The 11,959-nt window shown below is 70.8% G+C and carries 10 protein-coding genes and 2 pseudogenes; 9 read left to right on the forward strand and 3 right to left on the reverse strand.

Annotated elements, in window-relative coordinates; genetic code table 11:
- Both KUF83_RS16430 and KUF83_RS16435 read left to right on the forward strand, forming a co-directional pair.
- A pseudogene (locus tag KUF83_RS16430) lies at positions 1-237 on the forward strand (hypothetical protein); the annotation flags it as partial.
- A 62-nt stretch (positions 238-299) separates the two neighbouring features.
- Positions 300-1,586: a hypothetical protein gene (locus KUF83_RS16435; protein WP_217455446.1), complete on the forward strand. Its 1,287-nt coding sequence runs from the start codon at positions 300-302 to the stop codon at positions 1,584-1,586.
- Positions 1,587-1,702: 116 nt separating this feature from the next.
- Here KUF83_RS16435 and KUF83_RS16440 read toward each other — a convergent pair whose 3' ends face one another.
- Positions 1,703-3,199, reverse strand: a complete 1,497-nt coding sequence (locus KUF83_RS16440; protein WP_217455439.1) for an oligopeptide:H+ symporter — start codon at positions 3,197-3,199, stop codon at positions 1,703-1,705.
- 501 nt (positions 3,200-3,700) lie between these two features.
- Between KUF83_RS16440 and KUF83_RS16445 the strand changes: the two genes are divergently transcribed.
- On the forward strand, positions 3,701-4,378 hold the full coding sequence (locus tag KUF83_RS16445; protein ID WP_053745752.1) for a response regulator transcription factor: 678 nt from the start codon (positions 3,701-3,703) through the stop codon (positions 4,376-4,378).
- A gap of 154 nt (positions 4,379-4,532) precedes the next feature.
- Entirely contained in the window at positions 4,533-5,804 is a 1,272-nt protein-coding gene (locus KUF83_RS16450; protein WP_217455440.1) for an ATP-binding protein, read from the forward strand.
- Positions 5,805-5,827: 23 nt separating this feature from the next.
- Here KUF83_RS16450 and KUF83_RS16455 read toward each other — a convergent pair whose 3' ends face one another.
- Positions 5,828-6,400, reverse strand: coding sequence for a GtrA family protein (locus KUF83_RS16455; RefSeq protein WP_217455447.1), 573 nt, complete (start codon positions 6,398-6,400; stop codon positions 5,828-5,830).
- Positions 6,401-6,593: 193 nt separating this feature from the next.
- Between KUF83_RS16455 and KUF83_RS16460 the strand changes: the two genes are divergently transcribed.
- The 3 genes from KUF83_RS16460 to KUF83_RS16470 are packed head-to-tail and all read left to right on the forward strand — an operon-like array spanning position 6,594 to position 9,453.
- Positions 6,594-7,745, forward strand: a complete 1,152-nt coding sequence (locus KUF83_RS16460; protein WP_217455441.1) for a 5-(carboxyamino)imidazole ribonucleotide synthase — start codon at positions 6,594-6,596, stop codon at positions 7,743-7,745.
- The gene (gene purE, locus KUF83_RS16465; RefSeq protein ID WP_217455442.1) at positions 7,742-8,269 is read left to right on the forward strand and encodes a 5-(carboxyamino)imidazole ribonucleotide mutase; all 528 of its coding nucleotides are present in this window, start codon (positions 7,742-7,744) and stop codon (positions 8,267-8,269) included. The genes KUF83_RS16460 and purE overlap by 4 nt, the downstream gene beginning before the upstream one ends.
- A 5-nt stretch (positions 8,270-8,274) precedes the next feature.
- Positions 8,275-9,453, forward strand: a complete 1,179-nt coding sequence (locus KUF83_RS16470; RefSeq protein WP_217455443.1) for a dipeptidase — start codon at positions 8,275-8,277, stop codon at positions 9,451-9,453.
- Here KUF83_RS16470 and KUF83_RS16475 read toward each other — a convergent pair.
- Complete coding sequence (locus KUF83_RS16475; protein ID WP_217455444.1) at positions 9,450-10,793, reverse strand: methyltransferase domain-containing protein; 1,344 nt, start codon at positions 10,791-10,793, stop codon at positions 9,450-9,452. The genes KUF83_RS16470 and KUF83_RS16475 overlap by 4 nt on opposite strands.
- Here KUF83_RS16475 and KUF83_RS16480 point away from each other — a divergent pair.
- Complete coding sequence (locus KUF83_RS16480; RefSeq protein ID WP_217455445.1) at positions 10,792-11,769, forward strand: polysaccharide deacetylase family protein; 978 nt, start codon at positions 10,792-10,794, stop codon at positions 11,767-11,769. The two genes, KUF83_RS16475 and KUF83_RS16480, sit on opposite strands and share 2 nt — an antisense overlap.
- A pseudogene (locus KUF83_RS16485) lies at positions 11,766-11,959 on the forward strand (polysaccharide deacetylase); the annotation flags it as partial. The gene KUF83_RS16480 and the pseudogene KUF83_RS16485, both read left to right, overlap by 4 nt.

The following is an 11,959-nucleotide window of genomic DNA, read 5'->3' on the forward strand; positions in this document are numbered from 1 at the left end:
GGCGTGCGGCGCGGCGGGCTGCGGCTGCCCGACGTCACCCTGCGGATGCCGAGGCCCGGCTCGGCTCCGGCGCCCTCCGGGTCCGGCGCCGACGACGCCGCGCGCCCGGACTCCCGTACGAACCCGGCCCTGCCCTGGTTCACCCCCGACACCGATCCGGGGGCCGCCGAGGCCGACCGGCTCTCCGCACCGCACGAGAACACTCCGACGACCCCCACCAGGAAGGGAAACACGTGAGCACGCAACGGAGAGTCCGGCCGAGAGGCGGCCGGAGAGCGAGCGCGGCCGGAGTCGCGATGATGCTCGGTGGTGCGGGAGTCCTGCTGGGTGTGGCCGCGGCGCCCGCCCAGGCCGCCGAGGTGTCCTACGCGACCGACTGCGTACCGCCTCCGGTCGCCGGGCTGCCGACGGTCAAGGGCACCACCAAGGTGGAGATCACCGCGCCCGCCACGGCGAAGGTCGGCGACGAGGTCGAGGTGGTGTGGAAGTTCACGCAGGCCGCGTCGAAGAACCCCGACCTCATCGATCTGCCCGCCAACTCCGTCCAGCCGTCCGGCACCCTGAAGGCGGCCGGCGCGCAGACCACGTCCGTCGCGATGCAGGGGACGCGCCAGAACCCGGCGATCCCCAAGGGCGGGGCGATGATCCTGTCCGACATGAAGGGCAAACTGAAACTGACGACGGCGGGCGCGGTGACGCTGACGCCGGACGCGTACGCCATCAACGTCATGTCGACGGACACCAAGTGCGCGCCGACGGAGACGGTGCAGTCCGCTGCGACCATCAACGTCACGGCGGGCGGGGGCACTCCGCCCACCAGCCCGCCGCCCACCGGCACCGACCCGACCCCCACTCCGACGCCGACTCCGACCCCGACCCCGACCCCGACCGGGGGCAGTGACACGGGAGGCTCCACCGGGGGCGGCGGGGAGACCGACTTCACGGGCAAGGCGGTCGAGATCCCCTACGCGTGCAAGACCCCGATCGGGGACAAGGACGCGACCTCGCCGGTCCAGATCAACGCGAAGAAGAACGGCGGGAGTTACGACCTCACCGTCCAGTTCAAGGGGTCCGTGATGGACAGCCCCGCCGACATCCCGGCGGACTCGGTCAAACCGTCGATGGAGGTCGTGCTGGGCGGCGCCGACACGGGAACGGTCCACGTCGAGGGAGCGACGAACGCCGAGGCGATCAAGTCCGGGGATCCCATGGTGATCTCCGACATGAAGGGCACGTACAAACCGGGGGCGGACGGGGAGTCGACGCTGTCACCGGGTGTGCTGACCGTGAAGGCGCTCGGTACGACGACGACGTGCACGCCGACGAAGTCCGCGGTGTCGCTGACGCTGGACACGTCGGCACAGCCGGGCGGTGCCGCGGGCGGGAGCGGCTCAGCCGGCGGGACCGGTACGTCGGGCTCCGGCTCGGCCGGTGGTACCGGCGGAGGGCTGGCGGACACCGGGGCCGACGACAGCGGAGGGCTGCGGGCGCTCGGGCTCGTCGCCGGGACCGCGATCCTGCTCGGCGGAGCGGTGTTCACGTTCATGCCCCGACGGCAGGGGCGCGCCGCGCGCCGGATGCCGTAGCGCTTCGCGGAGGGCGCCGTAGTGGATGAGGGGCGCGGGGAACCGCGGGACCGTCGTGGACGGTCCCGCGGTTCCCCGCGCCCCTGAGGAACGGCCTCCGGCCGTTCGGGGGCGCCCTACCGGACGTCGCCCATCAGTGACTTGACCTTGTTGCGGTACATGTAGACGGCGAAGCCGGCGACCACGGCGAGGGTGGCCTGCATGGCGACGACACCCATGCCGTTCAGGTCGACGCCCGCGATGGAGAGCAGGCCCGTGGTGGCGTCGCCGGCGGTGACGGCGAGGAACCAGACGCCCATCATCTGGGAGGCGTACTTCGCGGGAGCCATCTTCGTGGTCACGGAGAGGCCGACCGGGGAGACGGTCAGTTCGCCGACGGTCTGCACGAAGTAGATGGCGACCAGCCACATCGCGGCGGCCTTGTGACCGCCCTCGGCGATCGACAGGGGAGCCAGGAAGAGGAAGAACGACGCACCGACCAGGACCAGGCCCGAGGAGAACTTCACGATCGTGCTCGGCTCCCTGCCGGCCCGGTTCATCGCCAGCCAGGCCCAGGCGAAGACCGGCGCCAGGGCCATGATCAGCACCGGGTTCACCGACTGGTACCAGGAGACCGGGAACTCCCAGCCGAACACGGTGTTCTCGGCCGACGACTCGGCGAAGATCGACAGCGTGGAGCCGCCCTGGTCGTAGATCATCCAGAACACGGCAGCGGCGACGAAGAACCAGATGTACGCGGACATCTTCGACTGCTCGACGCTGTCCAGCGACTTGTCCCGCTTGATACGGGCGATGACCCAGACCGGGATGACCAGGCCGAGGACCGTGAGCGGGACCAGGACCCAGTTCAGCGTGTAGTGGCCGGAGAAGCCGACGACGGCGTAGAAGAACGCGGCGACGGCCAGCCACAGCAGGCCCTTGCGCAGGGTCGTGGCCTTCTCCTGGGCGGACATCGGCGTCGGGACGACGTCGGAGCGCGCGTCGAGGTGACGGCGGCCCAGCAGGAACTGCGCCAGACCCAGCGCCATGCCGAGCGCGGCGAGCGCGAAACCGAGGTGCCAGTCGACGTTCTCGCCGATGGTGCCGATGACCAGCGGGGCGGCGAAGGCACCGAGGTTGATGCCGATGTAGAAGACGGTGAAGCCGCCGTCACGCCGCGGGTCGTCCGGGCCGTCGTAGAGGTGGCCGACCATCGTCGAGATGTTGGCCTTCAGCAGGCCCGAGCCGATCGCGACGAGACCGAGGCCCGCGTAGAAGGTGCCCGACGAGGGCAGCGCCAGCGTCAGGTGGCCGAGCATGATGACCAGGCCGGCGACGGCGACGGTCTTGCGGGGGCCGAGCACGCGGTCCGCGAACCAGCCGCCGGGCAGGGTGAGCAGGTACACGAGCGACAGGTACACCGAGTAGATCGCGGTCGCGGCGGTCGCGCTCAGGTGCAGGCCGCCGGGGGCGACCAGGTACAGCGGGAGGAGTGCCCTCATGCCGTAGTAGGAGAACCGCTCCCACATCTCGGTCATGAAGAGAGTGGCCAGTCCGCGGGGGTGGCCGAAGAAGGTCTTCTCGGAACCGGGGGTGCCCGGGGAGACCGAGTCCTTCGTCAGGCTGGACGCCATGGTCGTTCCTTGCTGGTCGGGACGCGCTTCGAGAGCGAGTGCGCGCCCGGTGGGGGAGGCGGCCGGCACCGGCGGGAGAGCCGTCCCGCCCCACGCCCACGGGGAGTCCGCTCCCGAACTCGGAGCGGTGGACGACGACCACCGGGATCCACGCCCCTCGCGCGTCCTCGCGCTCGGGGCCCGGCCACAGGTCATTCCTTTCAAGGCTGGTGGGCACCAGCCCGCACACAAAAGAGACCTTCGGCATCGAACTCCCGCCAAAGGTCCCCGTGTGATGCTACAGGCGTCCGGTCACCATAAGGCCCCACGTCCTGGCAATGCCGCATATGACCGGACTTGAGAGATGGATCACAGGTATGGATGGAACTATGCGCCTGAATCGAAGGTCGTTCATAGATTTACATCCGCAACCCACAGGGTTGCACGGTCCTTTCCCCGCCGGACCACCACGGAGGTCGATCACCCTCACTGCACTGGTCCGCGGCGGACTACCATCACTTCATGACCCGAGTACTGCTCGCCGAGGACGACGCGTCCATCTCGGAACCCCTGGCCCGCGCCCTGCGCCGGGAGGGGTACGAGGTTGAGGTACGCGAGGACGGACCCACCGCGCTCGACGCCGGCATCCAGGGCGGCATCGATCTCGTGGTGCTCGACCTCGGGCTGCCCGGCATGGACGGCCTGGAGGTGGCCCGGCGGCTGCGCGCCGAGGGTCTCACCGTGCCGATCCTCATCCTGACCGCGCGCGCCGACGAGGTGGACACCGTCGTCGGTCTGGACGCGGGCGCCGACGACTACGTCACCAAGCCGTTCCGCCTCGCCGAGCTGCTGGCCCGGGTCCGGGCCCTGCTGCGGCGCGGCGCGGCCGAGCCCCAGCAGCCGCCCGCCACGCACGGCGTGCGGATCGACGTCGAGTCGCACCGGGCGTGGATGGGCGACGAGGAGCTCCAGCTCACGGCCAAGGAGTTCGACCTGCTCCGGGTGCTCGTCAGGGACGCCGGCCGGGTCGTCACCCGCGACCAGCTGATGCGTGAGGTCTGGGACACCACATGGTGGTCGTCCACGAAGACGCTGGACATGCACATCTCGTGGCTGCGCAAGAAGCTCGGCGACGACGCCGCGAATCCGCGGTACATCGCGACGGTACGAGGCGTCGGGTTCCGCTTCGAGAAGAGCTAGGCCGCTCCGCGGGCTCGGCCGGGTTCGCCTTGTCGCCGTCGTGTCCTGACGAGGGGTGCGCGGCTGCGGGGTGTGTGTGGCTGATCGCGCAGTTCCCCGCGCCCCTGAAGGGGCGCGGCCCTAGCCCTCATTGATCAGTTGTCCGGAGGGGCCTGTGCGTCGCCGTCTCATCAACTCCACGCTGGCCGTCGTCCTGGTCGTGATCGCCGTGTTCGGGGTCTCGCTCGTCATCGTCGAGACCCGCACGATCAGCAACAGCGCCCAGGAACGTGTGGACTCCGAGGCGGTGCGGCTGGTGAGCATCGTCGACAGCCGCATCCTCGGCGACGAGCTCATCAGCGCCGGTGTCCTCAAGGACCAGGTCACGGGCGACCGGTACGCGCGCATCGAGATCCCCGGCCGCGCCGACATCCACATCGGCACCAAGCCCACCGGTGACGTCATCAAGTCCACCCGCAAGGGCGAGCAGCGCGAGACGGTCACGGTCGAGGAGGCCAGCTCCGCGGTCACCCGCGAGGTCGGCCGCACGCTCCTGATCATCGCGGCGGTGGCCCTGCTCGCGGTGGTCGCCGCCGTGCTCCTCGCGGTCCGCCAGGCCAACCGGCTCACCTCCCCGCTGACCGACCTCGCGGAGACCGCCGAGCGGCTCGGTTCGGGGGACCCGAGGCCGCGCCACAAGCGGTACGGGGTCGCGGAGCTGGACCGGGTCGCGGACGTGCTGGACGGCTCGGCCGAGCGCATCGCCCGCATGCTGACGGCGGAGCGGCGCCTCGCCGCCGACGCCTCGCACCAGCTGCGTACACCGCTGACCGCGCTGTCGATGCGGCTGGAGGAGATCACGCTCACCGACGACCCGCACACGGTGAAGGAGGAGGCGACGATCGCGCTGGGACAGGTCGAGCGCCTCACCGACGTGGTGGAACGGCTGCTGACGAACTCCCGCGACCCGCGCACCGGCTCCGCCGTCACCTTCGATCTCGACGAGGTCATCAAGCAGCAGCTCGCGGAGTGGCGCCCCGCCTACCGGAACGCGGGCCGCGCCATCGTCAGCTCGGGCAAGCACCATCTGCAGGCCGTCGGGACGCCCGGAGCCGTGGCGCAGGTCCTCGCCGCGCTGATCGAGAACTCGCTGATGCACGGTGGCGGCACGGTCGCCCTGCGCACCCGTGTCACCGGCAACCAGGCTGTGATCGAGGTCACCGACGAGGGAGCCGGTGTTCCCGCGGACCTGGGCGCGCGGATCTTCGAGCGGGCGATCAGCGGCCGCAACTCCACGGGCATCGGCCTCGCCGTGGCCCGCGACCTCGCCGAGGCCGACGGGGGGCGCCTGGAGATGCTCCAGGCGCAGCCTCCGGTCTTCGGGCTGTTCCTGTCGCGTACGCAGCTGAAGCGGTCGCAGGACGGCGGGGAGCCGACGGTGCGCTGAAGGTCCTCGGTCCCCGGCCGGCCTCAGCGCACGCGCTGGACCTGGCGGAACTGACGGGTCGGGATGTCCTCGTCCGGCAGATAGGCCTGCGGGTGCTCCAGGAACGATTCGGCGCTGGCCACGGCCTCGCGGGCCGGGGCCGCCCGGAAGACCCAGGTGCGGTAGGACCAGAAGCGGAACAGCGTCGCGATACCGATGCCGACGAACTTGAAGACGTTGCTCGCGAGGGCGCTGTCGAGGCCCAGACCGTACGTGGCGGCGAAGAGGAAGCCGTTCTCGATGACGAGGCCGATCGCGCTGAACAGCGCGAACAGGGTCAGCTCCTTGGTCCGGCCACTCTTGTCGCGGTCACGGTATGTGAAGTACCGGAAACCGATGTAGTTCGAGACGATCGCGACGACCGTGGCGATCACACTGGCCCGGACGACCTGGAGGTCGGTGGTGCTGCGCACCAGGTTGAACGTGATCAGGTTGACGAGCAGGCCGGCTCCGCCGACCGCGCCGAACTTTGCGACTTCCCTGGTCAGCCGGTCGATTCGCATGCGAACGGCGCTCGGTGGCCTGGCATGAGCCCTGCGTTTACCACCTTTGCCCATGGTGTCGCCCAGCCCCCGTCTCGTCGGATACGTCATTTTCGTCAACCTTCGTCGACTCCGCCATGCTAACCAGCGGTTCCCTTCCGTGCCTGGTCCGGACTCGAATATGTGGCCGGGATGTGACGAACATGCGGAACTTTCGATGATCATGCGCGCGACAGGAGTGGCCCGATATGGCCGATACCCTGGGGGTGTGACGTTCCCGGTAGTCGGCATGGTCGGCGGGGGGCAGCTCGCTCGTATGACACACGAGGCGGGCATCCCGCTCGGCATCAGGTTCAAGCTCCTCAGTGACACCCCCCAGGATTCTGCGGCGCAGGTGGTCAGCGATGTCGTCATCGGCGACTATCGCGATCTCGCCACGCTGCGGGCCTTCGCGCGGGGCTGCGACGTGATCACTTTCGATCACGAACACGTACCCACAGAGCATCTGCGGGCCCTGGAGGCGGACGGCATTCCCGTGCGCCCCGGGCCCGACGCGCTCGTGCACGCCCAGGACAAGGGGGTGATGCGCGCGAAGCTCGACGAGATCGGCGTGCCGTGCCCACGGCACCGGATCGTGAGCGACCCCGAGGACGTGGCGGCCTTCGCGGCGGAGGGGGACGGCTTCCCGGTCGTCCTCAAGACCGTCCGCGGCGGCTACGACGGCAAGGGCGTGTGGGTCGTACGGTCCGCGGCGGAGGCCGAGGACCCCTTCCGCGCGGGCGTCCCGGTCCTCGCGGAGGAGAAGGTCGACTTCGTGCGCGAGCTGGCCGCCAACGTCGTACGGTCCCCGCACGGCCAGGCCGTGGCCTACCCCGTGGTCGAGTCCCAGCAGGTCGACGGGGTCTGCGACACGGTGATCGCGCCGGCGCCCGGCATCTCCGAGGAGCTCGCGCTCCGCGCGGAGGAGCTGGCCCTGCGCATCGCGAAGGAACTCGGCGTGGTCGGCCACCTCGCCGTGGAGCTCTTCGAGACCCGTGGACCCGACGGGAAGAACGACATCCTCGTGAACGAGCTGGCCATGCGCCCGCACAACTCCGGCCACTGGACCCAGGACGGCGCGATCACCTCCCAGTTCGCCAACCACGTCCGCGCGGTCCTGGACCTGCCCCTCGGCGACCCGCGCCCGCGCGCGCCCTGGACGGTCATGGTGAACGTGCTGGGGGGCGACTACCCCGACATGTACTCCGCGTACCTGCACTGCATGGCCCGCGACCCGAAGCTCAAGATCCACATGTACGGAAAGGACGTGAAGCCCGGCCGCAAGGTGGGCCACGTCAACACCTACGGCGACGACCTGGACGACGTGCTGGAGCGCGCCCGTCACGCAGCCGGCTATCTCAGAGGAACGATCACCGAATGAGCCCTGTCGTAGGCATTGTCATGGGATCCGACTCCGACTGGCCCGTCATGGAAGCGGCCGCCCAGGCCCTCGACGAGTTCGAGATCGCGTACGAGGTCGACGTGGTCTCCGCGCACCGCATGCCGCGCGAGATGATCGCGTACGGCGAGGATGCGGCCGGGCGCGGCCTGAAGGTGATCATCGCGGGGGCGGGCGGCGCGGCCCATCTGCCCGGCATGCTCGCCTCGGTCAGCCCGCTGCCGGTGATCGGCGTGCCGGTTCCGCTGAAGTACCTGGACGGCATGGACTCGCTGCTGTCGATCGTCCAGATGCCGGCGGGCGTCCCGGTCGCCACGGTCTCGGTGGGCGGCGCGCGCAACGCGGGTCTGCTGGCCGCCCGCATCCTCGCCACGCAGGACGAGGAACTCCTCGGCCGGATGCGCGAGTTCCAGCAGGAACTGAACGACCAGGCGACCGAGAAGGGCAAGCGGCTGCGCTCCAAGGTCGAGTCCGGCACGGGCAACGGCTTCGGCTTCGGGAAGTGACGCGCATGTCCTCCGCCGACGACGCCCGAGCACTTCTCGCCGAGTTCCCCGTGGTCGACGGGCACAACGACCTGCCCTGGGCGCTGCGCGAGCAGGTCCGCTACGACCTCGGCGCCCGCGACATCGCCGGCGACCAGAGCGCCCACCTGCACACCGACCTGGCGCGGCTGCGCGCGGGCGGCGTCGGCGCGCAGTACTGGTCGGTGTACGTGCGCTCGGACCTGCCCGGCGCGGTCACGGCGACGCTCGAACAGATCGACTGCGTACGGCAGTTGATCGCGAGGTATCCGGCGGACCTGCGCGGCGCGCTGACCGCCGCCGACATGGAGGCGGCGCGCGGAGAGGGCCGTATCGCCTCGCTGATGGGCGCCGAGGGCGGTCACTCGATCGACAACTCCCTCGCCACGCTGCGGGGGTTGTACGAACTGGGGGTCCGCTACATGACCCTCACCCACAACGACAACATCGCGTGGGCGGACTCGGCGACGGACGAGCCGGCGGTCGGCGGCCTGTCGCCCTTCGGCCACGAGGTCGTCCGCGAGATGAACCGCCTGGGCATGCTGGTGGACCTCTCCCACGTGGCCGCCACGACCATGCGGGACGCACTGGACACGTCCGTCGCGCCGGTGATCTTCTCCCACTCGTCCTCGCGGGCGGTCTGCGACCATCCGCGCAACATCCCGGACGACGTACTGGAGCGCCTGCCCGCCAACGGCGGTGTGGCGATGGTGACGTTCGTTCCGAAGTTCGTCCTCCAGGCCGCGGTCGACTGGACGGCGGCCGCGGACGAGAACATGCGCGAGCAGGGCTTCCACCACCTCGACACGACCGTCGAGGCGATGAAGGTCCACCGGGTGTTCGAGGAGTCCAACCCCCGCCCCGTCGCGACCGTTTCGACGGTCGCCGACCACCTCGACCACATGCGTGAGGTGGCGGGCGTCGACCACCTCGGCATCGGCGGCGACTACGACGGCACGGCGTTCACCCCCGAGGGCCTGAACGACGTGTCCGGCTACCCGAACCTGATCGCGGAGCTCTTGGACCGCGGCTGGTCGAAGCCGGACCTCGCCAAGGTGACCTGGCAGAACTCCGTCCGGGTGCTGGGCGCGGCGGAGGACGTGGCCCGCGACGAGCAGTCCCGCAGGGGCCCGTCGAACGCGACCCTGGGCCAGCTGGACGGTTAGCTTTTCGGCAGGGCGGGGTGCCCCACGAGCATGGTCGGGGCGCCCTGCACCCGGGTCAGGAACACGGTCGCCGAGTTCCGGCCCTGGGGCTTCACCTTGCGCCGCAGCTCCTCCGGCTCGACCGCCGACCCGCGCTTCTTGACGGTCAGGATGCCGACCTCGCGCTGCCGCAGGAGGGCCTTGAGCTTCTTGACGTTGAACGGAAGCCGGTCGGTGATCTCGTAGGCGGTGGCGTACGGGGTCGCCGTCACCGAGTCCGCGGTGATGTAGGCGATCGTCTCGTCGACCAGCCCTCCGCCGTCCAGTTCCTCGGCGACCTCCGCGACGAGATGCGAGCGGATGACGGCCCCGTCGGGCTCGTACAGATAGCGCCCCACGGGCCGCACCGCGGGATCGGGCAGCCCACGGCCGACCAGGGTGCGCGGCCCGGGCAGCAGAGTCGCGCGGACCGACCCGGCCTCCCGCGTGCCGAACCACAGCACGGCTTCCTTCACGTCCCCGGAGTCCGAGATCCACTCGGCGCCGGCCTCGGCGGGGACGGCCTCGTGCGGAATGCCGGGCGCGATCTTCAGCGCGGCCAGGGGCGCCTCGAGTGCGGCCCGGACGGCCCACGACAGGGGCGGCGAGTACGCCTCGGGATCGAAGACGCGCCCACGGCCACCGCGCCGGGCGGGATCGACGAAGACGGCGTCGTACGCGGACGTGTCGACCTCCGTGACATCCGCCTCGCGCACCTCGATGAGCCCGCCGAGCCCGAGCGCGTCCGCGTTCGCCCGCGCCACGGCGGCCGTCAGCGGGTCCCGGTCGACGGCGAGGACCCGGATCCCGGCCCGGGCGAGCGCGATCGCGTCGCCGCCGATCCCGCAGCACAGGTCGGCCACGGACCGTACGCCGAGCTCCTGGAAACGCGCGGCACGGTAGGCGGCGACGGTCGCCCGGGTCGACTGCTCCACCCCGTTCGGCGTGAAGAACATCCGCTCCGCGTCCGCCGCGCCGAACTTCACCGCGGCCCGCTGCCGCAGCCGGGCCTGCCCGAGCGCCGCGGAGACGAGCTCAGCGGGGTGCTCGCGCCGCAGCCGGGTGGCGACGGCCAACTCGCGGGCGGGTTCCGTACCGCGCACCTCGTCGAGCAGAGCGCTCCCGCGGTCGGTGAGCAGGGCGGCAAAGGACGACACGGGAGTGCCGGGCGCATCCCGTCGGTCAGGTGCGGGGTCGGCGTGGCGGGCGGGCGGATCCAGGTCGTTCACCGCCCCATTGTGGGCCAGTCGGTGGACGGCACGCGCGCGACGGCGGTGTCGGGGCGGGGGAGAGGACCTCGTCCTGGGAGTATCCGGCTCCATGCGACTTGTACGACAAAATGACAGCAACGGTGGAGAAAGGGGCAGGGGAGACGTCCTCGGGAGGGCCGGGGGAACCGCCGCGCGACAAGCCTTCGCCGGCCCGCGGGCGACCGGCCGCCGGGCCCACCCGATGCGGACCGCGCTCCTCCTGCTGACAGCCACCGCACTGGCCGCCGGCTGCTCCGGGCCGGGGCCCGGCGCCGGCACCGCCCCGGCCGCCGGCCAGCAGCTCCGCAAGGCCACCGAGCTCCGTCAGGCACAGCGCGCCCGGGCCGTCGCGGCGAAGAAGTGGGGGCTGGCGAAGGCCCCCCTGCCCGCACCGCCCGCCCCGGCCAAGAAGCCGCACATCAGCACCCGCAAGGGCTTCGAGGTGGGCGACCACGAGGGCCTGCCCCCCGTCTTCACGACCGTCCCCACCAAGGACAAGGTCGTCTTCCTCACCATCGACGACGGCGCCGAGAAGGACCCCGCGTTCCTGCGCATGACGAGCGACCTGAAGATCCCGTACACCGCCTTCCTCAGTGACTACCTGGTCAAGGACGACTACGGGTATTTCAAGAAGATGCAGGCCACCGGCGTGGTCCTGAACAACCACACGCTCCGCCACCGCTACCTGCCGAGCCTGTCGTACGCCGCGCAGAAGCGCGAGATCTGCGGCATGCAGGACGTGATCGAGGAGCGGTACGGCAGGCGCCCGGCCCTCTTCCGCCCGCCCTTCGGCAACTACGACGAGGACACCCTGCGCGCGGCCGGAGCCTGCGGCATCAAGGCGGTCCCGCTGTGGAACGAGGAGGTCTTCGCCGACCGCTGGGACTACCGGGAATGGGACCGGGACCTGCGGCCCGGAGACATCGTTCTCAGCCATTTCCGCGGCAAGGAGCACTGGAAGGGCACGATGCCCGACATGCTCCGCCACTTCCTGAAGCTGGTCACCGGCAAGGGGTACGCGGTGGCGCGTCTGGAGGACTACCTGTGAGGCGGCGGGGGGCCGCGGCGCTGCTCGCCGGCGTGCTCTGCCTCTCCGGCTGTGCCCAGTCCGTCGACCCCATCGAGAGGCTCGGCAAGAAGGCCGCGCAGAAGGTGCGCACGCACGCGCCCGCCGCGGACGCGTACCGGCGCTGGGGCCTGGCCGCTCCGCTCGCCCCGGCGCCCGCACCGGGCCCGCC

This window comes from Streptomyces sp. BV286 (assembly GCF_019090165.1).
GTDB lineage: Bacteria > Actinomycetota > Actinomycetes > Streptomycetales > Streptomycetaceae > Streptomyces.